This window comes from Symbiopectobacterium purcellii, from assembly GCF_052050035.1.
In the GTDB taxonomy this organism is placed as follows: Bacteria; Pseudomonadota; Gammaproteobacteria; order Enterobacterales; family Enterobacteriaceae; genus Symbiopectobacterium; species Symbiopectobacterium purcellii_A.
In genome coordinates, this window is record NZ_CP189882.1 from 2,929,800 (window position 1) to 2,949,434 (window position 19,635).

At 47.8% G+C, this 19,635-nt stretch carries 16 protein-coding genes and 11 pseudogenes; 13 read left to right on the forward strand and 14 right to left on the reverse strand.

Annotated elements, in window-relative coordinates:
- Nucleotides 1-75: 75 nt before the first annotated feature.
- Nucleotides 76-339, reverse strand: a pseudogene (locus ACQGXV_RS20335) (transposase); the annotation flags it as partial.
- Here ACQGXV_RS20335 and ACQGXV_RS20340 point away from each other — a divergent pair.
- Nucleotides 326-2,116 carry an SLC13 family permease gene (locus ACQGXV_RS20340; RefSeq protein ID WP_440862937.1) on the forward strand — a complete coding sequence of 597 codons (1,791 nt, stop codon included), beginning with the start codon at nt 326-328 and terminating at the stop codon, nt 2,114-2,116. The pseudogene ACQGXV_RS20335 and the gene ACQGXV_RS20340 overlap by 14 nt on opposite strands.
- Before the next feature lie 333 nt (nt 2,117-2,449).
- Here the strand turns inward: ACQGXV_RS20340 and yfbR are convergent, their stop codons facing one another.
- Nucleotides 2,450-3,049 (reverse strand): 5'-deoxynucleotidase, encoded by a 600-nt coding sequence (gene yfbR, locus ACQGXV_RS20345; RefSeq protein ID WP_264625962.1) that lies wholly within the window; start codon nt 3,047-3,049, stop codon nt 2,450-2,452.
- 114 nt (nt 3,050-3,163) lie between these two features.
- Complete coding sequence (locus tag ACQGXV_RS20350) at nt 3,164-4,378, reverse strand: pyridoxal phosphate-dependent aminotransferase (RefSeq protein ID WP_440867531.1); 1,215 nt, start codon at nt 4,376-4,378, stop codon at nt 3,164-3,166.
- A 357-nt stretch (nt 4,379-4,735) separates the two neighbouring features.
- Here ACQGXV_RS20350 and ACQGXV_RS20355 point away from each other — a divergent pair.
- Nucleotides 4,736-5,874, forward strand: a protein-coding gene (locus tag ACQGXV_RS20355; RefSeq protein ID WP_440862938.1) for an IS3 family transposase whose coding sequence is annotated in 2 segments (ribosomal slippage) — nt 4,736-4,973 and nt 4,973-5,874 — 1,140 coding nt in all. Because the reading frame shifts where the segments join, the coding sequence is not laid out codon by codon here.
- 12 nt (nt 5,875-5,886) lie between these two features.
- On the opposite strand, the pseudogene ACQGXV_RS20360 reads toward ACQGXV_RS20355, so the two are convergent.
- From ACQGXV_RS20360 to ACQGXV_RS20380, 5 genes and pseudogenes are all read right to left on the reverse strand, one after another.
- Nucleotides 5,887-6,730: pseudogene (locus ACQGXV_RS20360) on the reverse strand (IS66 family transposase); the annotation flags it as partial.
- A 44-nt stretch (nt 6,731-6,774) separates the two neighbouring features.
- On the reverse strand, nt 6,775-7,308 hold the full coding sequence (locus ACQGXV_RS20365) for an IS630 family transposase (RefSeq protein WP_440867532.1): 534 nt from the start codon (nt 7,306-7,308) through the stop codon (nt 6,775-6,777).
- Nucleotides 7,262-7,387: pseudogene (locus tag ACQGXV_RS20370) on the reverse strand (IS630 transposase-related protein); the annotation flags it as partial. The pseudogene ACQGXV_RS20370 and the gene ACQGXV_RS20365, both read right to left, overlap by 47 nt.
- A 66-nt stretch (nt 7,388-7,453) precedes the next feature.
- On the reverse strand, nt 7,454-8,353 hold the full coding sequence (locus ACQGXV_RS20375; RefSeq protein WP_440862939.1) for a transposase family protein: 900 nt from the start codon (nt 8,351-8,353) through the stop codon (nt 7,454-7,456).
- A gap of 83 nt (nt 8,354-8,436) precedes the next feature.
- On the reverse strand, nt 8,437-8,580 hold the full coding sequence (locus ACQGXV_RS20380; RefSeq protein ID WP_440862940.1) for an IS630 transposase-related protein: 144 nt from the start codon (nt 8,578-8,580) through the stop codon (nt 8,437-8,439).
- A 299-nt stretch (nt 8,581-8,879) separates the two neighbouring features.
- Here ACQGXV_RS20380 and ACQGXV_RS20385 point away from each other — a divergent pair.
- The 6 genes and pseudogenes from ACQGXV_RS20385 to ACQGXV_RS20410 form a co-directional block, all read left to right on the forward strand.
- A pseudogene (locus ACQGXV_RS20385) lies at nt 8,880-9,029 on the forward strand (IS3 family transposase); the annotation flags it as partial.
- A 183-nt stretch (nt 9,030-9,212) separates the two neighbouring features.
- Nucleotides 9,213-9,332, forward strand: a pseudogene (locus tag ACQGXV_RS20390) (DDE-type integrase/transposase/recombinase); the annotation flags it as partial.
- Between the two features lie 81 nt (nt 9,333-9,413).
- Complete coding sequence (locus ACQGXV_RS20395; protein WP_440862941.1) at nt 9,414-10,313, forward strand: transposase family protein; 900 nt, start codon at nt 9,414-9,416, stop codon at nt 10,311-10,313.
- A 76-nt stretch (nt 10,314-10,389) separates the two neighbouring features.
- Nucleotides 10,390-10,837: pseudogene (locus ACQGXV_RS20400) on the forward strand (IS3 family transposase); the annotation flags it as partial.
- Nucleotides 10,838-11,003: 166 nt separating this feature from the next.
- Nucleotides 11,004-12,169, forward strand: a protein-coding gene (locus ACQGXV_RS20405; RefSeq protein ID WP_440862942.1) for an IS3 family transposase whose coding sequence is annotated in 2 segments (ribosomal slippage) — nt 11,004-11,247 and nt 11,247-12,169 — 1,167 coding nt in all. Because the reading frame shifts where the segments join, the coding sequence is not laid out codon by codon here.
- A gap of 192 nt (nt 12,170-12,361) precedes the next feature.
- Nucleotides 12,362-13,206 (forward strand): IS5 family transposase gene (locus tag ACQGXV_RS20410; RefSeq protein ID WP_440862943.1). Its coding sequence is split into 2 segments (ribosomal slippage): nt 12,362-12,707 and nt 12,707-13,206, totalling 846 coding nucleotides; the frame shifts between segments, so codons are not numbered across the junction.
- 103 nt (nt 13,207-13,309) lie between these two features.
- On the opposite strand, the pseudogene ACQGXV_RS20415 reads toward ACQGXV_RS20410, so the two are convergent.
- Nucleotides 13,310-14,521: pseudogene (locus ACQGXV_RS20415) on the reverse strand (IS256 family transposase).
- A gap of 28 nt (nt 14,522-14,549) precedes the next feature.
- Between ACQGXV_RS20415 and ACQGXV_RS20420 the strand changes: the two are divergent.
- Nucleotides 14,550-14,732, forward strand: a complete 183-nt coding sequence (locus tag ACQGXV_RS20420) for a hypothetical protein (protein WP_440862944.1) — start codon at nt 14,550-14,552, stop codon at nt 14,730-14,732.
- A gap of 229 nt (nt 14,733-14,961) precedes the next feature.
- On the opposite strand, the gene ACQGXV_RS20425 is transcribed toward ACQGXV_RS20420, so the two are convergent.
- From ACQGXV_RS20425 to ACQGXV_RS20440, 4 genes and pseudogenes are all read right to left on the reverse strand, one after another.
- Nucleotides 14,962-15,162, reverse strand: a complete 201-nt coding sequence (locus ACQGXV_RS20425; protein WP_440862945.1) for a hypothetical protein — start codon at nt 15,160-15,162, stop codon at nt 14,962-14,964.
- A gap of 755 nt (nt 15,163-15,917) precedes the next feature.
- Nucleotides 15,918-16,206: pseudogene (locus ACQGXV_RS20430) on the reverse strand (Tn3 family transposase); the annotation flags it as partial.
- 195 nt (nt 16,207-16,401) lie between these two features.
- Nucleotides 16,402-17,481 (reverse strand): annotated as a pseudogene (locus tag ACQGXV_RS20435) (Tn3 family transposase); the annotation flags it as partial.
- Nucleotides 17,474-17,647 (reverse strand): annotated as a pseudogene (locus ACQGXV_RS20440) (IS5/IS1182 family transposase); the annotation flags it as partial. The pseudogenes ACQGXV_RS20435 and ACQGXV_RS20440, both read right to left, overlap by 8 nt.
- A 36-nt stretch (nt 17,648-17,683) precedes the next feature.
- Between ACQGXV_RS20440 and ACQGXV_RS20445 the strand changes: the two are divergent.
- From ACQGXV_RS20445 to ACQGXV_RS20460, 4 genes are read left to right on the forward strand one after another with little or no spacing between them, the layout of a single operon-like run.
- Nucleotides 17,684-18,049 carry an IS630 transposase-related protein gene (locus tag ACQGXV_RS20445; protein ID WP_440862946.1) on the forward strand — a complete coding sequence of 122 codons (366 nt, stop codon included), beginning with the start codon at nt 17,684-17,686 and terminating at the stop codon, nt 18,047-18,049.
- Complete coding sequence (locus tag ACQGXV_RS20450; RefSeq protein WP_440867533.1) at nt 17,973-18,506, forward strand: IS630 family transposase; 534 nt, start codon at nt 17,973-17,975, stop codon at nt 18,504-18,506. Before ACQGXV_RS20445 ends, ACQGXV_RS20450 begins: the two co-directional genes overlap by 77 nt.
- Nucleotides 18,507-18,565: 59 nt before the next feature.
- Nucleotides 18,566-18,931 (forward strand): IS630 transposase-related protein, encoded by a 366-nt coding sequence (locus tag ACQGXV_RS20455; RefSeq protein ID WP_440862584.1) that lies wholly within the window; start codon nt 18,566-18,568, stop codon nt 18,929-18,931.
- Nucleotides 18,855-19,436, forward strand: coding sequence for an IS630 family transposase (locus ACQGXV_RS20460; protein ID WP_440867534.1), 582 nt, complete (start codon nt 18,855-18,857; stop codon nt 19,434-19,436). Before ACQGXV_RS20455 ends, ACQGXV_RS20460 begins: the two co-directional genes overlap by 77 nt.
- Here ACQGXV_RS20460 and ACQGXV_RS20465 read toward each other — a convergent pair.
- Nucleotides 19,413-19,610 (reverse strand): annotated as a pseudogene (locus ACQGXV_RS20465) (IS66 family transposase zinc-finger binding domain-containing protein); the annotation flags it as partial. The gene ACQGXV_RS20460 and the pseudogene ACQGXV_RS20465 overlap by 24 nt on opposite strands.
- Nucleotides 19,611-19,635: the final 25 nt, after the last annotated feature.

The following is a 19,635-nucleotide window of genomic DNA, read 5'->3' on the forward strand; positions in this document are numbered from 1 at the left end:
AAATTAAGTCGTTTAGCTATATGTGGCAAAGAAGCATAGCTGGCTGTTATCAAAATAATGTCGCTTAGCTATACTGTTGCGGTCGCGCGGAATATCGAGCTCGATCTCCCCATTTTGGCTACGTACGCTCTTGGATGTCTTGCCATTGCGGGAGTTGCCTGAATGATTACCTGCCGGGTCATGCTTAGCATACCCAAGGTGCATCTCCATCTCAGCTTCAAGAACCCGTTCCGCCAGTCTTTTAGTCAGCACCTTGAGTAGGCCTGATTCACCTAGCAGATCCTGAGGGGAGTGACAATCTTGAAGCAGTTGGTCAATAAGTTCGTTGCTGATAGGCATTTTGTTATCCTTTGAAGGTTTTCCTCAAAATGCCATTTACACAGATTATTTTACAGTCTCTACTGAGAGCGGTACCTTAACGCTGTCGTATGCGCTAGTCGGCTTCAGCGACCCCAACGTTATCCTTATTGCCGCACTGTTTGTTATTGGCGAAGGGCTGGTCAGAACCGGTGTGGCCTATCAGGTCGGGGAGTGGCTGATTCGCGTTGCGGGCAACAGTGAGATCAAAATGCTGATGCTGACCGTGGCGGCGCTGGGCGCTTTTATGAGTTCCACTGGCGTGGTGGCGATCTTTATCCCTGTGGTGCTGAGCGTATCGGCCAAAATGAAAACCTCACCAGGGCGGCTGATGATGCCGCTCAGTTTTGCCGGCCTGATCAGCGGGATGATGACGCTGGTGGCGACGCCGCCCAATATGGTGGTAAGCAATGAACTGATGCGTGACGGCAACCACGGTTTCGGCTTTTTCAGCGTCACGCCGATTGGTATCGTGGTGCTGTTGCTGGGCATCGCTTACATGCTGGTGGCTCGATTCTGGCTGAGCGGCGTTGATCCGCTAGCGGCGAACAAAGAGGGGTGGAAGCGCAAGACGTTCCGCGATCTGATAAGCGATTATAAACTGACGGGCAGGGCGCGTCGTTTGGCGATACTGCCGCGTTCACCTTTTATTGGCCACCGCCTTGACGATTTGCGGTTGCGCCAGCGCTACGGTGCTAACGTGGTGGGGATTGAAAGCTGGCGTAAGTTCCGTCGCGTGATGGTCAGCGTGGCGGGCAACACCGAACTGCGTTTAAACGATGTGTTGCTGATCGATATGTCAGCCTCTGAGGTTGATTTGCGTGAATTTTGCGCCTCGCAGCGCTTGGAACCAATGGCGCTGCGCGGTGAGTACTTTTCCGAACAGGCGCGCGATGTCGGGATGGCTGAAGTGTCGCTGATCCCTGACTCTGAACTGATTGGCAAGACGCTTTATGACGTAGGCTTCCGCAGCCGCTATGGGCTTTCCGTGGTTGGTATCCGCCGCAACGGTGGGGCGATGGACGGATTGCTGGCCGACGAACCGCTACAACTGGGAGATATCCTGCTGGTGATTGGCGATTGGCGTATGATCGGCCAACTGCAATCGCAAAAGCACGTGATGCTGGTGTTGAACCTGCCTGCCGAAGTGGATGATGTTGCGCCCGCGGTGAGTCAGGCTCCGCACGCGCTGTTCTGTCTGGCGCTGATGGTCGCCATGATGCTGACCGACGAGATCCCCAATGCGATTGCCGCGTTGATTGCCTGTTTGCTAATGGGCAAATTTCGCTGCATCGATATGGAGAGCGCTTACCGTGCAATCCACTGGCCGAGCCTGATTTTGATCGTCGGGATGATGCCGTTTGCGTTGGCGCTTCAGCAAACCGGCGGTGTGACGCTGATTGTTAACGGACTGATGGACATTGCCGGCGGAGCAGGGCCACAGGTGATGCTGGTGTGCCTGTTTGTGCTGTGTGCGACGATCGGACTCTTTATTTCCAACACCGCCACCGCTGTATTGATGGCACCGGTAGCTACCGCTGCGGCAAAACAGATGGGGGTCTCGCCGTATCCCTTTGCCATGATTGTGGCTATTGACGCCTCTGCGGCATTCATGACACCGGTTTCGTCACCGGTTAATACGCTGTTGCTCGGTCCGGGCGGCTACCTCTTTGGTGATTTCGTGAAAGTGGGTGTGCCGTTCACCGTGTTGGTGATGATTGTCAGCGTGATAATGGTGCCGTGGCTATATGGGTTCTAATTACAGGTTTTAGGTTTTTTGAGGATTCGCATAAAAAATTGTGCCGAGGTGAGCGGGGCCGCCGGGTGAGCCGCATGGACGCGGCGAAAGGCAGCGCCGCGCCGGGAGCGCGTCGTTGACGACTCGAATAGCGGACACAGACGCCGAGGGAACCGCGCAGCGGCACAATTTCTTGCGAAAAGCCAGGGGCCATGGGGCGACGGCGATTGAGCCGCCCCATGTCGGCGCGCGCACCTTGATGTGCAGATAATCACGCAGGTTTTCGCGCACGAAACCTTAACTGCACGAACAGAAATACCGATATCAACGCCAGCGTTGCGCGCTGATATCGACTTACAGGGTGGAACCCTGACTAATCTCATCCAGCGACAGGCTAAAACTCGGGATAAACACCTCCATGAAGTAGTCCATCTCCGGGCTTTGGCGCTGTTGCAGCGTCTTTTCCAGTCGGGTTTTGGCAAGGGCGAACTCGCTGTTACCGGCTGAAAGCTCTTCAAGACATTTCAGGTAAGCGCACAGGGCATCCGCCTGTTTGACGATGGCGTGCTCTTCTTCACTACAGCAACTGTCGTCAATCAGTTGGCGATAATCCTGCTGTAATTCGGGCGGCAACATGGCAATCAGGCTGCGCTGCGCCAGCTTTTCTATCTTCTTATACTCATGGGCGATCTGCGCATTGAAATATTTGATAGGGGTCGGCATGTCCCCGGTCAGCACCTCGCTGGCATCGTGGTACATTGCCAGCATTCCGATGCGTTCTGCATTTAGGTTGCCGTTGAATTTGCGGTTTTTGATCACCGCCAGCGCGTGAGCAACAAAAGCCACCTGAAGGCTGTGCTCAGACACGTTTTCAGTGCGCACGTTGCGCATCAGCGGCCAGCGGCTAATCAGTTTCAAACGGGACAAGTGGGCGAAAAAGTGACTCTGATTCATCATGCTCTCTCAGACTGCAGTACCATAATCAGACATTGTGGCCGCTCTCGGGAAGGATGTAAACGCCTGCGCATCGTGTAAAATGAGGCGCAGGCGTGATGTAAACAAGAGGGGTTACTGATGGTAGTGCGATAAGAAACGGCCCAGCTTGTGAATAGCGGAATCCAGCTCATCCACGCGCGGCAGCGTGACGATACGCACGTGATCCGGGTGTGGCCAGTTAAACGCGGTACCTTGTACCAGCAGCACTTTTTCTTGCAGCAGCAGATCCAACACCATTTTTTGGTCATCATGGATATTGAAACGCTTGGCATCGATACGTGGGAACATGTAAAGCGCGCCTTGCGGTTTGACACAGGAGACGCCGGGGATCTGGTTGATCAGCTCCCAAGCGCGCAGACGCTGCTCATACAAGCGGCCACCGGGGTGGATGAACTCACTGATGCTCTGATAACCGCCCAGCGCAGTCTGAATGGCGTGTTGCATCGGCACGTTGGCACACAGACGCATTGACGCCAGCATTTCCAAGCCTTCGATATAGCCTTTGGCGTGCTTTTTCGGGCCGTTCAGCACCATCCATCCTTGACGGAAGCCGGCTACCCGGTAAGTTTTAGATAAACCATTAAAGGTTACCGTCAGCAGATCCGGCGCCAGTGCGGCGATGGAGTTATGCTGCGCCTCGTCGTACAGAATTTTGTCGTAGATCTCGTCGGCAAAAATAATCAGGTTGTGCTGGCGTGCAATTTCCACGATTTCCATCAGCAGCTCTTTGCTGTAGACGGCACCGGTAGGGTTGTTGGGGTTGATGATCACAATGCCGCGCGTGCGGGGGGTGATCTTGCTGCGAATGTCGTCCAGATCGGGGAACCATCCGGCTTCTTCATCACACAGATAGTGCACCGCATGCCCACTGGATAATGAGACTGCGGCGGTCCACAGCGGATAATCCGGTGCCGGAACCAGCATCTCGTCGCCCGTGTTGAGCAACGCTTGCATAGATTGCACGATCAGTTCGGAGACGCCGTTGCCGATATACACATCTTCCAGCGTCATTTCACGCATTCCACGTGCCTGATAATGCTGCACAATGGCCTTACGCGCGGAATAAAGTCCTTTGGAGTCGCAGTAACCTTGCGCAGTCGGTAAATTACGGATGACATCGACCAGAATTTCATCCGGTGCATCGAAACCGAACGGCGCAGGGTTGCCGATGTTCAGTTTGAGTACTTTATTTCCTTCTTCTTCCAGGCGCTTGGCTTCTTTTAGCACCGGGCCGCGAATGTCATAGCAAACATTATCCAGCTTTTTAGACTTCTCAATGGGAGACATCATAGATAGAGCGAACCTTTTTCAGGAAAAGCGTATTTCGCGATGAAATAGCATAACCTGCCTAATGTACTCCTGTGTTTACCCCTTTTGAAGAATGATCGTCGATTTTAGTGCAATGCAGTGGGCGGCTGCACTGTTACTGTGCAGCGATATCCCCACAGAATTGCATTAATCCCTCTTTGAAAAAGGGAGATAAAGCATCCTGTGCGCCTTTCTTTTCCTCAGGCTATTTATTCGGAGCGTGAAAATATAATTTCCAGTATAAAGGCGGAGCGGTTGTTTTTTTACCGAGCGGATAATGATTGTAGTGGTTGAATAATCAGGACACTAAACTTACATCCAAAACGGAGGTGTTTAGTGAACCATAAACGACAATTTACCCCTGAGTTTAAAAAGGAAGCCGTTGCCCTGGTAACAGAGCAGGGCTATACGATAGCCAGGGCAGCAGCATCGCTGGGCATAAGCAACAAAACCCTGCATACATGGGTCTCGCTGGCACGCGAGCAGAGCAACGGCGTACTCAGCGATGATGAACGTGCAGAGTTAAAACGGTTACAAAAGGAAAACAAAGAGTTACGTACAGAGAAGGAGATACTAAAAAAGGCGAGTGCCTTCTTCGCGAAACATATGTCGTGAGATACCGGTTCATTCTCGACAATGCCACTGACTTCAGCGTTCGTACACTCTGTCGGGTCATGCGTGTGACGGCCTCTGCCTGGTATGCATGGCGAAAAAAGCCCGCCGAACCGCTGCAAAAAGACGTGGAGGTCCGGGTCAGGTTAAAGGCGCTGTTCGCCGCCAGCAGGCAGGGAGCAGGAAGCCGGACGCTGGTCAAAAGGCTTCGTGGAGAATGCATCATAATCAGCCGCTGGCGGGTGAGGAAACTCATGCAGGAAGAGGGGTTGGTCTGCCGACAGCGCCGGACTTATAAGGTCACGACAAAACCCCGCCCGGGTGCAGAGGTGGCCCCAAACCTGCTGAACCAGAATTTTAACCCGCCGGTGCCAAATCAGGTGTGGGCGAGTGACATCACGTATCTGAAGACCGGTGAAGGCTGGCTGTATCTGGCGGCTATTATGGATTTGTACTCCCGGCAGATAGTGGGCTGGCAGGTGGACAGACGGATGACCTCATCGCTGGTCTGCGGGGCCCTGATGAAGGCATATAACCTGCGAACTCGCCCGCCGGGCCTGGTGGTGCATACGGACAGGGGGGCGCAGTACACGGGACAACGCTTTCAGGCGCTGCTGAGCAGCTACAGGCTGAGGAGCAGTATGGGAGACGTGGGTGCCTGCTGGGATAATGCGGTGATGGAGCGCTTCTGGGGCAGTCTGAAACATGAATGGTTGCTGCTGGTACCCCAGCCAACACGGGCTTACATGGAGCATGATGTGGCGACGTATATCCGCTACTACAACCTAGACAGGCATCATGCCGCTAACGGGGATCTGTCTCCGGTGCGTTATGAACAAATGGCTGAGAAAAAAGTGTCCTGATTTACTTGACCAGTGCACGCCCTTCCGGTCCGGCGAGTACGCGAACCAGACCGCCGGTGGAAGCTGTGAGCCCGCGTTGCGGTCGTCCCGCACGTACACCCACAGCCGGGCCGTGCGCGTTTTGCCGCTGCCCGGCTCCTGCACCGGTACAGGGATATCGTCGGCATGCACCTTGCCCGGCATCAGTACGTACCGGCGCAGCAGGTCGTTCAGTGGCTCCAGCAGTTCGCTGACCGCTCCGGACCAGCGACCCAGCGTGGCGCGACTCAGCTCCACGCCCTGACGACGGTATATCTCCGACTGGCGGTAATGAGGCGTGTGCTCCGCGAACTTCGCCGTGACGATACGCGCCAGCAGGCCAGCTTCGGCCGCCGGGTTTCGATAACCTTACAGGCGCTGCTGATAAGCTCCAGCTGCTCTGACACGTCGCAGCCCAGCGGGCTGAGGTCACCGCCGCACGCCGGACAGGCGGTTTATGCCGGCGACAGCGTGCGGGTTTCGCGGGGAAGTTAGGCGACAGAGGTTTGCGGGCGGAAGACTGGCGCAGCGGCTGCGGGAGTGCCGGGTCATGCTGCTCGCCCAGCACCTCCGCCATTTCCTCCTGCAGGGCACCGATGCGCTCTTCGGCCTCGCGCACCTGACGCGCCGTTTTCTCACGCAGCTTTTCGGAGCTTTTACCGAACTGCATGCGCTGCAGCTTCGCGACCAGCGCATTCAGCCGGTTGATTTCGCTGGCGTACGCCGTCACCCGCTGCGAGAGCAGGCGGTTATACTCCGCCATTTTGCGGAAGGTGGTCTGCTGCTCCAGCAGCTGCGCCCTGAGACGGGCATTTTCATCGGTGTATGAGGTGTCCATAACCCCACTTTACAGCAGGTTATAGCCAAGCGACTTAATTTTGATTACACCATATGGACTGAGAACAAACTCTCTGTATCGCAACCCATCTCTCTTTTTTTGCTTTTTGCTTGTGCCCATTTATGCTCAATTGGGTTAAGATCTGGCGAATATGTAGGCAAATACTCCACCATATACCCTGCATCGATGATGACTTGTTGAATATTATGTTTTTTGTGAAAAGTGGCATTGTCCATCATGATTACACTGTTTTTAGGGAGTACTGGGATAAGGACTTGTGTGACCCAGGCATAGAAAACATCGCTGTTAATATTGATATCAAATAATCCGATAGCAAACAGCGTTGTGCCTAATAAAGCGCCGATAACATTTGTTCTTCCCCTAGCTCCCCAGTTCTTCAGGCCAAAACACCGTTGACCTTTTGGGGAATAGCAGTGAGTCCGTGGGGTATCGTGTGAAAAACCACTTTCATCAATAAAAACAATAGGTTTACCTTCTTTTTCATACTGTTGTTTTTTTTGTTGAAATCCCTGCCGGGCGTTTTCGTCGGCTTTCGGATGACGTAGAGTTTTTTTTATAGGTCAATCCCAGCTTTTTAAGCGCTTGCCAAATGGCCTTCTGACAAACGCCAAAACGCTCTGCACGTTCTTTTTGGTAAGCATCTGGATATTAAGCGTGTTGCTTAATAGTGAAATAAGGGTGTTTCGGTGATTGAAGTAAGTTTTACGCTGTTCTGAGATGGAAATTCCAAAGACCGGCGCTAAGGAGTAAGAAGGTATCATCAATAAAGGGTCTACGATTCCGTAAAATTTGGGTCATGCAACCGAGGCGCTTGATACCCGCGATGGCGTGTTCAACTGTAATACGGATGCCCGAGATTATTTTATTTTCTTGTTTTTGTTCAGGCGATAAAGGTCTTTTTCGAGTTCCTTTTTTTGGGATTTGTGTATTAGGATGCTGTTTATCTATACCTTGAAAACCGGTATCTGCCCAGATGGTTACCTCAGGAGGAATATGGCGAATTATATCGACTTTATCGAGTAAGCGTTTATCGTGACGGCGCCCATTTTTGCTCATGGGGATAAATCCAATTTGCCTTGTTTCGTCAGTCATAATAAGCCCTTTTCGAGTGGTCTGTCTTTTCTTTCCCGAATACATTTTTTTTCGCCGACGCAGATTCTTAGGCTTTTGGACAGGTCGCTCTGTCCCATCAATAAAGACGTCTTTAACTCCAGGAAAGGCGCGAAAAAATTCCTCAGCAGAGCGAATTTGACGAGCGGGCAAAACACATTCTCGCCCCAAGGTCATCTCTAAAACCGGCAATAATATTTTTACCCAGCGACATACCCGTGTTCTATCTAAACCAAAAAGAAGTCCTTGCAAATCATAGGTCGGATAACATTTTAAATACAATAAAATAAAAAGCAGTTTATCTAATGGGGTTGGGATAAATCCTTTCTGCCCTGCACCCATCTGTCGCTCGTGATCTTTTCGATTCTTTTTCCGATAAATCAAATAACAAGCTGAAAATTCAGCGGCTAAATTTTTCAATTCTTCGACTGATAATCCAATGATTGCTTTACATAAACGATTATCTCGTAACAACCGCTCTTTGTTGATCATTTCAAACCTTTATTCTCTAAGTTAAACCTCTTTTTATTCTCAATAGCCTGACAAAAAATGCAAGTCTCTATTCAGCAACTAGTTTATTGTTCAACATCTTTTATCAACTCGGATTTATCGATCTTTCGCTGACGCGTGGTCGATGCTTTTGACTCTATTTGATTAATCCAACGCGATACAGAGGCAGGGCCAATCCGAAATTGCTTCGCTGTTTCTCGGATACTCAACCGTTCGTTTTTCCGTGTAGATGGCTTTGTTGAATAATTTAACCGTTTGATTTACATCTTCTTTAGGTAGAATGCATGTACAGAGACTGTATTTTGTTAGAACGACAAATCAAGTAGTTAGCACAATAAAAAGCATTACGGCTGGAAAACTTAGTTGTTGAAGTGTTATAATAATTATGTAAATCAGCATGTTAAATTATTCAACAAAGCCCGTGTAGATATCACTTTACGTCTAAAATCAATTGAATAGCTCATTTAAATAATGTAATCAAAATTAAGTCGTTTAACTATATCATTACAATCGCAAAACCATCGCTGCCAGCCTGCGCCGGCAGGGGCTGAAGGCGAAAGCGGCAAAAAAATTCAGGGTGACAACAGATTCGAAGCATAATCGTCCGGTGGCGCCGAATCTGCTACAGCAGGATTTCACAGCATCAGCCCCGAACCGGCTTTGTTGAATAATTTAAGATACTGATTTATATAAGCATTATAAAATTTCAACGACTAATTTTTCCTCTCGGAATGCTTTTTATTGTGCTAACTATTTGATTTGTCGTTCTAACAAAATACATTCTCTGTAAATGCATTCTAACTAAAGAAGATGTAAATCAAACGGTTAAATTATTCAACAAAGCCCCCCGAACCAGAAATGGGTCGGTGACATCACTTACTTATGGACGGAAGCGGGTTGGGTTTATCTGGCTGTAATAATTGATTTATTTTCACGAGCCGTTGTGGGATGGTCAATAAACTAGTTGCTGAATAGAGACTTGCATTTTTTGTCAGGCTATTGAGAATAAGAAGAGGTTTAACTTAGAGAATAAAGGTTTGAAATGATCAACAAAGAGCGGTTGTTACGAGATAATCGTTTATGTAAAGCAATCATTGGATTATCAGTCGAAGAATTGAAAAATTTAGCCGCTGAATTTTCAGCTTGTTATTTGATTTATCGGAAAAAGAATCGAAAAGATCACGAGCGGCAGATGGGTGCAGGGCAGAAAGTATTTATCCCAACCCCATTAGATAAACTGCTTTTTATTTTATTGTATTTAAAATGTTATCCGACCTATGATTTGCAAGGACTTCTTTTTGGTTTAGATAGAACACGGGTATGTCGCTGGGTAAAAATATTATTGCCGGTTTTAGAGATGACCTTGGGGCGAGAATGTGTTTTGCCCGCTCGTCAAATTCGCTCTGCTGAGGAATTTTTTCGCGCCTTTCCTGGAGTTAAAGACGTCTTTATTGATGGGACAGAGCGACCTGTCCAAAAGCCTAAGAATCTGCGTCGGCGAAAAAAAATGTATTCGGGAAAGAAAAGACAGACCACTCGAAAAGGGCTTATTATGACTGACGAAACAAGGCAAATTGGATTTATCCCCATGAGCAAAAATGGGCGCCGTCACGATAAACGCTTACTCGATAAAGTCGATATAATTCGCCATATTCCTCCTGAGGTAACCATCTGGGCAGATACCGGTTTTCAAGGTATAGATAAACAGCATCCTAATACACAAATCCCAAAAAAAGGAACTCGAAAAAGACCTTTATCGCCTGAACAAAAACAAGAAAATAAAATAATCTCGGGCATCCGTATTACAGTTGAAGACGCCATCGCGGGTATCAAGCGCCTCGGTTGCATGACCCAAATTTTACGGAATCGTAGACCCTTTATTGATGATACCTTCTTACTCCTTAGCGCCGGTCTTTGGAATTTCCATCTCAGAACAGCGTAAAATTTACTTCAATCACCGAAACACCCTTATTTCACTATTAAGCAACACGCTTAATGTCGGTAAGGATGAAGTCGGCCTGGTCTGCGATGCCCTGCAGATGGCCCTGAGCCGACGGGGTTCCCCAGAGGGCGTCATCGTCCACTCGGATCGTGGCAGTCAGTACTGTTCTGATGATTATCAGAAGTTAATTAAAATCAGTAAATTAACATGTAGCATGAGTGGAAAAGGCAACTATTATGATAACGCGTGTGCTGAAAGTTTTTTTCACAGTTTGAAGGTGGAGCTGATCCACGGCGAACACTTTCCTGACCGGGAAACCATGAAATCTGAGGTGTTTAACTATAGCCAACCGACTTAAAAATGATTACAGCCGATGCCCTGATATGTGGCAAAGAAGCATAGCTGGCTGTTATCAAAATAATGTCGCTTAGCTATACATTGAGGTGGATTACAATCAGAAACGGCGGCATAGCACGCTGGGCTATGTCAGCCCGATGGTATTTGAACGACAAGTCCTCTCTTAAGGGCGTGTCCACCAAGTCTGGGCCAGATCAAACTACCGGCTAAGAGAGAAACGTAAGGCAGGCGTACTGAGCAAGAATCGTGCGCCAGAAAACTGTAGTGGCATACTGAATTTGGCCACCTAAGTAGAGGTGATATGCTTACCTCATAATTTTTATAGGTGCCAAAATGAGTAAAATAATTACTGCTGAATTTAAATGTGAAACCGCCAAATTAGTCCTTGACCAAAATTATACCTACCAGGAAGCCGCGAAAGCCATTAACGTCAGTCTTTCAGCGATTAGCCGGTGGGTAAGAGCCCTTCGTTTAGAACGTCAAGGGAAAACATCGCCTGTTCTGCCATTAACACCTGAACAAATTGAGTTCAGAGAAATGAAGAAAAAAACCCACCGACTGGAAATGGAGAATGCCATCTTAAAAAAGGCTACTGCGCTCTTAATGTCCGACTCACTGAAAAATTCTCGGTAGTTGAAAAGCTAAGAGCGCTTTATCCAGTGAAAGCGTTGTGTCGTATTTTTAATGTTCACCGAAGCAGTTATCGCTATTGGTGTCGACCTAAGGAGCCAGATATTGAGCGGAAGATAAAACGTAGCCTGGTCAGCGAAGCGTGGAACGTTAGTGGCGGGTCTGCGGGCGCAAGGACTATCGCCACGATGGTTACCAATACACACGACGTGAAACTTGGGCGGTGGTTAGCGGGTAAGTTGATGAAAGAATTAACCCTCGTTAGTTGCCAAACAAGAAAACATCAATACAACCGCGGTGGAAATGAACGTATTGATATTCCAAATCTGCTCAATAGGCAGTTCGCTGTTACCAAGCCTGACCAGGTTTGGTGCGGCGATGTAACCTATATTTGGACAGGCGACCGATGGGCGTATCTGGCGGTGGTATTAGATTTATTTGCCCGAAAACCCGTGGGTTGGGCAATGTCGTTTTCGCCAGATTCAGAATTAACAGCCAAAGCACTACAAATGGCTTGGGAACTGCGTGGGCATCCCAAACAAGTCATGTTTCATAGTGACCAAGGAAGCCATTACACCAGTCGTCAGTATAGGCAGGCATTGTGGCGTTATCAGATGACCCAAAGTATGAGTCGCAGAGGAAATTGTTGGGATAATAGTCCGATGGAGCGATTCTTCCGTAGTCTGAAGACTGAATGGGTGCCAACGACTGGCTACCAAAGCTTTAGTACTGCTCAATCATCCATTATTCGCTACATAACTCATTATTATAGCGATGTCAGACCTCACTGGTATAACGGTGGGTTAACACCAAATGAATCAGAACGGCTGTTCCATCAACAGTCAGGTAGGGTGGCCAAATTTAGTTGACCACTACAAACAGCTTCTCCAGCCCCCTAGATTTTTTTCACTCAGAGGCGACAACTACCCTGACATGGGGGGTGCTCAGGCGGACTAAGGACGAGAAACTTCCTGTTCGTTCTCCTGAATACAGGCATCCTAGGCTGTGTCCCTTAATTGCTTGAGCTATAGTATCCATCTGTTTCTAAGACACTTTGGATTATGGCTCGCTACGATCTTTCTGATGAAGCATGGGCAATCATTGAGCCCTTGTTACCAACCGTTTTGACATCTCCGCAGGCAGGCCGGCCATGGGCAGAACATCGCAAAATCCTCAACGGCATGTTCTGGATACTGTGTTCAGGTGCCCCATGGCGTGATTTACCTGAACGTTACGGCCCATGGAAAACCGTTTATAACCGTTTCAATAGATGGTCAAAGTCTGGAGTTATTAACATTATTTTTAATAAGTTACTTTCATTTCTTGATGCTCATGGACTTGTTGACTGGTCAGCCACTGCGCTGGATGGCAGCAATATCCGTGCGCTCAAATGTGCGGCTGGCGCTCAAAAAAACATCCCGATATTACCAACGATAACAGCCTGGGTCGCTCACGAGGTGGTTATGGCACCAAAATCCACATGGCGACTGAAGGAAGTGGCATCCCGCTAAATATCGTACTGAGTGCTGGGCAGGCTCACGAAAGCCTGTTCGCGTTACGACTCCTGGACGGCATTGGCGTGCAACGGCAGAACGGTAGCATGAAGCGTCGTGGTCATGCGGTACTGGCTGACAAAGCCTACTCTGGCAATGCACTCCGTAACGAGTTGAAAAGAAAAGGGATAAGAGCGGTTATTCCCCGAAAATCAAATGAAAAACTGGCTTCAGATGGACGCTCACAACTTTATCGTGATGCTTATCGCCGTCGCAACGTTGTAGAAAGATGTTTTGGCCGTTTAAAGGAATATAGACGGATTGCCACACGTTATGAAAAAACGGCAAGAAACTATCTAGCAATGGTGAAACTGGGCTGCATCCGCTTGTTTTACGCCCGGTTACGTAATTAAGGGACACAGCCTAGCAGCATCGTCACCAAAACGCAGACGGACGCGGGTCATATAATTTTTACCGCCGAGTCTGTAAAGAATTTCGTGTAAATGGCTCCATCGCTTAACCGGAAATCCGATCTCCATACATCAACATGAATTGGCTCATAGCCGGTTTCCAGTCTCTGATTGGTAGGGTCCATCTAGCCGAGATATTATGCAAGGCTAGATAGAATAATTTTAGCACCGAGTCATCCGTTGGAAATATTCGTCGCGTTTTCGTTATCTTGCGCAATGAAGCATTTAACGACTCTATCGCGTTGGTGGTGTAGATAACCTTGCGGATCTCCGGCGGAAAATCAAAAATGACGATGAGACGTTCCCAATTATTTCTCCACGATGGGCTGATCGTCGGGAACTGCTCATCCCATTTGGCCGCGAAGGCATCCAGGGCCTCTTCAGCGCCCTCTAGCGTTGCGGAACTATAGATAGTGCGGAGGTCAGCAGCAACGGCTTTACGCTCTTTCCAGCCGACGTAGCGCAGCGAGTTCCGCACCTGATGCACGATGCAGAGCTGTACCTGCGTATGCGGGTAAACAGCTTCAATGGCATCAGGAAAGCCCTTCAGGCCATCTCAGCAGGCGATGAAGATGTCCTGTAGCCCACGATTTTTCAGTTCTGTCATTACAGATAACCAGAACTTGGCCCCCTCGGTTTTGGCTATCCATAGCCCCAGCAGCTCTTTTTCGCCCTGGCCGTTGATGCCTAGAGCCAAGTAAACAGACTTGTTGGTCACGGCTCCGCCGTCCTGGCTTTTGACCACAATACAGTCAAGGTAAACAATGGGATAAAACGCATCCAGCGGCCGTTGCTGCCAGCGCTTAACGTCATCCATCACGGCATTGGTCACTTGAGAAATGAAGCCAGCGGAAACATCGGCCCCGTAGACTTCTTTAAAGTGAGCCTGAATATCACGGGTTGATAGCCCTCTGGAATAGAGAGAAATAATGCGGTCATCGAAGCCGTTAAGCTGCTTTTCGTGCTTACCGATCAGTGTCGGCTCGAAGGTACTGTTGCGGTCGCGCGGAATATCGAGCTCGAGCGCCCCATTTTGGCTACGTACGCTCTTGGATGTCTTGCCATTGCGGGAGTTGCCTGAATGATTACCTGCCGGGTCATGCTTAGCATACCCAAGGTGTATCTCCATCTCAGCTTAAAGAACCCGTTCCGCCAGTCATTTAGTCAGATCCTTGAGTAGGCATGATTCACCCACAAGCTCCTGAGGGGAGTGGCAATCCTGAAGCAGTTGGTCAATAAGTTCGTTGTTGATAGGCATTTTTTGTCCTCTGAAGGTTTTCCTCAAAATGCCATTTACACAGATCATTTTACACTCTCTTACCGCCCCGTCGGTCGCTCAGAAGAGTCTCCACGACAGCGTGGCTGCTGCTGATAACCACATTCTGTCCGCACCGAATGAGCGGCAACTGCACATCGAGTTTTCTGTAAAAAAGAAGACAGGGATTATCAGAATAGTGCGGGTTCATTAACTCATGAAGCTACATGCCTTACCTCCGTTTTCAACTAACGCTCTCGTTGAATGCGTGACAGGACTACAATGAGATTTTTTATCCGCTGCGCTAAGTCTGGTGCCGTCATCTGCTATACCAGCAACGCCGTTGATCACTCTTTTTGACGAGCAACAGCGCTCCGCGCCTCAATAAAACCAAGCTTTACGGAGCAACTGTTAAAGCGGTAGCATGTTTAACTAACGCTGACTCATTTTTTATGAGGTTTTTCTGGGGTAATAAATCCAGAACCATGTTCGGGGGGATAAGATTTTACGCCTCCTTTTTGTGTGCTCTTAGAATCAGTCACATTCTGATGTTCAGGATTTTTTCTTTCTGAAGACATTTTCGCCATAACCTGTGTTGAGAAAATAGCTGCAGTTATTACTGACAAAAGAAATAATTTTTTCATAGTAAATTCTCCTTTGGATGTCATGTTTATTGAAACAATAAATGCAAAATTTCAATCTTACCACTTTGTTTAGTATAATATCTTTAATCTTCAAGTGTCTTTATAATATATTTTAATTATCCATAATATGAGATATATCTGATATTTACACAGTTAACTTGAAAATTCTTTTCACAGCGTCCGGAAGTTGTCATTGATTCGACGAGTGAACGTAGCGCCCTTACAGGGCGAGCGTCACTGCTTCGCCATTACAATGCTTTGCATGAACTGAGCCTAGCTCTATACTCATTTCCATGTATATTCCGCAACCTGCCCAACTCCTCTTCACCGTCGATGACGGGCCCCATTCCCAGTCGAAAGTCAACAAAACGGTAGGGCATTATACCGTCTGTAAGTGCGTTAAAAATACCTCATTCGGGGAGCGATAGCCCAGGCATTTTCTCACTCGCGTAGGCTTTGTTGAATAATTTAACCGTTTGATTTACATCTTCTTTAGTTAGAATGCATTTACAGAGAATGTATTTTGTTAGAACCACAAATCAAATAGTTAGCACAATAAAAAGCATTCCGAGAGGAAAAATTAGTCGTTGAAATTTTATAATGCTTATATAAATCAGTATCTTAAATTATTCAACAAAGCCACTCGCGTATTGAGCAGGTGTTCGAGCGCTGCAACCTTGCGATGGGTAACCTGACTGAAGTCAGTTCCCTTAGGGTAAAAACGCCGTATCAGGGGTCAGTTTGGATATCGAAAATTATTGTACGTTAAGGTTATTTTTTTTACCTCTCCACTTTAACCGGCCTCAGCCGACGAAACTTGCCGGATGTCGGTATTCTGTTGCTTTTCCAGATATAATCACCAGTCAGATTGATGTGCTCCCAGCCTAACGGCGACAAATGCGACAGCAGTTGCTCGTTGATCTTCATCCCTTTACGCTTCAGGGCATCGACCGCTCTTTCCATATAGACGGTATTCCACAGCGAGATAGCAGCCGTCAGCAGTGTCAGTCCACTGGCGCGATAGCTCTGATTTTCCGGTTTTCTGTGGCTTTGTTGAATAATTTAACCGTTTGATTTACATCTTCTTTAGTTAGAATGCATTTACAGAGAATGTATTTTGTTAGAACGACAAATCAAATAGTTAGCACAATAAAAAGCATTCCGAGAGGAAAAATCAGTCGTTGAAATTTTATAATGCTTATATAAATCAGTATCTTAAATTATTCAACAAAGCCGTTTTCTGTCCCTGATCTCACCCAGCCGGTGCAGGAATACCGCACGCGCCAGCGCGTTACGGGCTTCTCCTTTATTCAGTCCCGCCTGCACCCGCCGACGAAGTGCCGGATCGCGGAACCAGTCGAGCATAAACAGCGTTCGTTCAATACGGCCAATTTCCTTCAATGCTTTGGCAAGTCCGTTTTGCTTGGGGTAGCTGGCAAGCTTTTTCAACATCAGGGATGCCGTCACTGTTCCCTGCTTTATCGAGGTCGCCAGACGCAGCACTTCACGCCAGTGAATTTCGATCTCTTTCAGATTCAGTCTGGTCGTTGATATCAGTGACTGAAGCGCCGGGTATTGGTCCGATTTCCCTTTGATAAACAGCTTTTTGTCGTGGAGATCCCGAATTCGTGGACAGAATGCAAATCCCAGCAGATGCATCAGGGCAAAGACATGATCGGTGAAACCCGCGGTATCGGTGTAATGCTCCCTGATTTCCAGGTCGCTTTCGTGGTACAGCAAGCCATCGAGCACATGGGTTGAATCCCTGACCCGACTGATTATGCAGGTGTAAAACGGGCTGTATTGATCCGAAATATGGGTATAAAACTGGAGCCCCGGCTCCTGACCATATTTGGGGTTAACCTGCCCCGCGTAGCGGCCGGTACTGCCTGTTCTGAAATTCTGTCCATCTGATGATGATGTTGTTCCGTCTCCCCAGAATGCCGCTAACGGTCGTTTCCCCTGCGCGTTCACCAGTTCTGCAAGGGCGGCTGAATAGGTTTCGTAACGGATGTACCATGCCTGAATATCCTCGAGTGATGATTTGGTGCCTCCGGGACAGGCTTCTGCCATTTTGGTCAGACCAAGATTGATCCCGTCCGCAAGGATAGTGGTAAGTAACAGGCGGGTGTCGGGACGGGCAATTGCATTTTTTATATGCGAAAAATGTCGCGTAAAATCCGTCCAGCTGTTTACCTCGTCCAGTATTTCCGTAATTTTAGGGTGCGGTAACATGCTGTAAACCAACTCAGCAAGTGGTGAAACCTGCACCGGAACGCTGTTATCAAGCGGAGATACTTTTGCACCCTTATCAGATATAGCCAAGCGACATTATACGGTTCAGCGCTTTGACCATCGCTATGGCTTCACCTACTTGAGCCTCATAGTCACGCAGGCTCAGATGGCCACCCAGCAAAGTTTTTATGCGGAACATCGCTGTTTCTGCCACTGAACGCCGGTGATAACCCACTTTCTTTTTCCACATATAGCTAAACGACTTAATTTTGATTACATTATTTAAATGAGCTATTCAATTGATTTTAGACGTAAAGTGATATCTATACGGAAAAACGAAGGGTTGAGTATCCGAGAAACAGCGAAGCAATTTCGGATTGGCCCTGCCTCTGTATCGCGTTGGATTAATCAAATAGAGTCAAAAGCATCGACCACGCGTCAGCGAAAGATCGATAAATCCGAGTTGATAAAAGATGTTGAACAATATCCAGATGCTTACAAAAAAGAACGTGCAGAGCGTTTTGGCGTTTGTCAGAAGGCCATTTGGCAAGCGCTTAAAAAGCTGGGATTGACCTATAAAAAAAACTCTACGTCATCCGAAAGCCGACGAAAACGCCCGGCAGGGATTTCAACAAAAAAAACAACAGTATGAAAAAGAAGGTAAACCTATTGTTTTTATTGATGAAAGTGGTTTTTCACACGATGCCCCACGGACTCACGGCTATTCCCCAAAAGGTCAACGGTGTTTTGGCCTGAAGAACTGGGGAGCTAGGGGAAGAACAAATGTTATCGGCGCTTTATTAGGCACAACGCTGTTTGCTATCGGATTATTTGATATCAATATTAACAGCGATGTTTTCTATGCCTGGGTCACACAAGTCCTTATCCCAGTACTCCCTAAAAACAGTGTAATCATGATGGACAATGCCACTTTTCATAAAAAACATAATATTCAACAAGTCATCATCGATGCAGGGTATATGGTGGAGTATTTGCCTACATATTCGCCAGATCTTAACCCAATTGAGCATAAATTGGCACAAGCAAAAAGCAAAAAAAGAGAGATGGGTTGCGATACAGAGAGTTTGTTCTCAGTCCATATGGTGTAATCAAAATTAAGTCGCTTGGCTATATAGCTAAACGACTTAATTTTGATTACATTATTTAAATGAGCTATTCAATTGATTTTAGACGTAAAGTGATATCTACACGGAAAAACGAAGGGTTGAGTATCCGAGAAACAGCGAAGCAATTTCGGATTGGCCCTGCCTCTGTATCGCGTTGGATTAATCAAATAGAGTCAAAAGCATCGACCACGCGTCAGCGAAAGATCGATAAATCCGAGTTGATAAAAGATGTTGAACAATATCCAGATGCTTACCAAAAAGAACGTGCAGAGCGTTTTGGCGTTTGTCAGAAGGCCATTTGGCAAGCGCTTAAAAAGCTGGGATTGACCTATAAAAAAAACTCTACGTCATCCGAAAGCCGACGAAAACGCCCGGCAGGGATTTCAACAAAAAAAACAACAGTATGAAAAAGAAGGTAAACCTATTGTTTTTATTGATGAAAGTGGTTTTTCACACGATGCCCCACGGACTCACGGCTATTCCCCAAAAGGTCAACGGTGTTTTGGCCTGAAGAACTGGGGAGCTAGGGGAAGAACAAATGTTATCGGCGCTTTATTAGGCACAACGCTGTTTGCTATCGGATTATTTGATATCAATATTAACAGCGATGTTTTCTATGCCTGGGTCACACAAGTCCTTATCCCAGTACTCCCTAAAAACAGTGTAATCATGATGGACAATGCCACTTTTCACAAAAAACATAATATTCAACAAGTCATCATCGATGCAGGGTATATGGTGGAGTATTTGCCTACATATTCGCCAGATCTTAACCCAATTGAGCATAAATGGGCACAAGCAAAAAGCAAAAAGCAAAAAAAGAGAGATGGGTTGCGATACAGAGAGTTTGTTCTCAGTCCATATGGTGTAATCAAAATTAAGTCGCTTGGCTATAAGCTCCAGCTGCTCTGACACGTCGCAGCCCAGCGGGCTGAGGTCGCCGCCGCACGCCGGACAGGCGGTTTATGCCGGCGACAGCGTGCGGGTTTCGCGCGGAAGTGAGGCGGACAGAGGTTTGCGGGCGGAAGACTGGCGCAGCGGCTGCGGGAGTGCCGGGTCATGCTGCTCGCCCAGCACCTCCGCCATTGTAGTGGTTGAATAATCAGGACAC

Bases quoted from the DNA above. Each gene is read 5' to 3' on its own strand.
- yfbR (WP_264625962.1), bottom strand. From the start codon at position 3,049: ATGAATCAGAGTCACTTTTTCGCCCACTTGTCCCGTTTGAAACTGATT.
- ACQGXV_RS20350 (WP_440867531.1), bottom strand. From the start codon at position 4,378: ATGTCTCCCATTGAGAAGTCTAAAAAGCTGGATAATGTTTGCTATGAC.
- ACQGXV_RS20375 (WP_440862939.1), bottom strand. From the start codon at position 8,353: ATGATCAACAAAGAGCGGTTGTTACGAGATAATCGTTTATGTAAAGCA.
- ACQGXV_RS20395 (WP_440862941.1), top strand. From the start codon at position 9,414: ATGATCAACAAAGAGCGGTTGTTACGAGATAATCGTTTATGTAAAGCA.
- ACQGXV_RS20420 (WP_440862944.1), top strand. From the start codon at position 14,550: ATGCCATTTACACAGATCATTTTACACTCTCTTACCGCCCCGTCGGTC.
- ACQGXV_RS20425 (WP_440862945.1), bottom strand. From the start codon at position 15,162: ATGAAAAAATTATTTCTTTTGTCAGTAATAACTGCAGCTATTTTCTCA.
- ACQGXV_RS20445 (WP_440862946.1), top strand. From the start codon at position 17,684: ATGAGCTATTCAATTGATTTTAGACGTAAAGTGATATCTATACGGAAA.
- ACQGXV_RS20455 (WP_440862584.1), top strand. From the start codon at position 18,566: ATGAGCTATTCAATTGATTTTAGACGTAAAGTGATATCTACACGGAAA.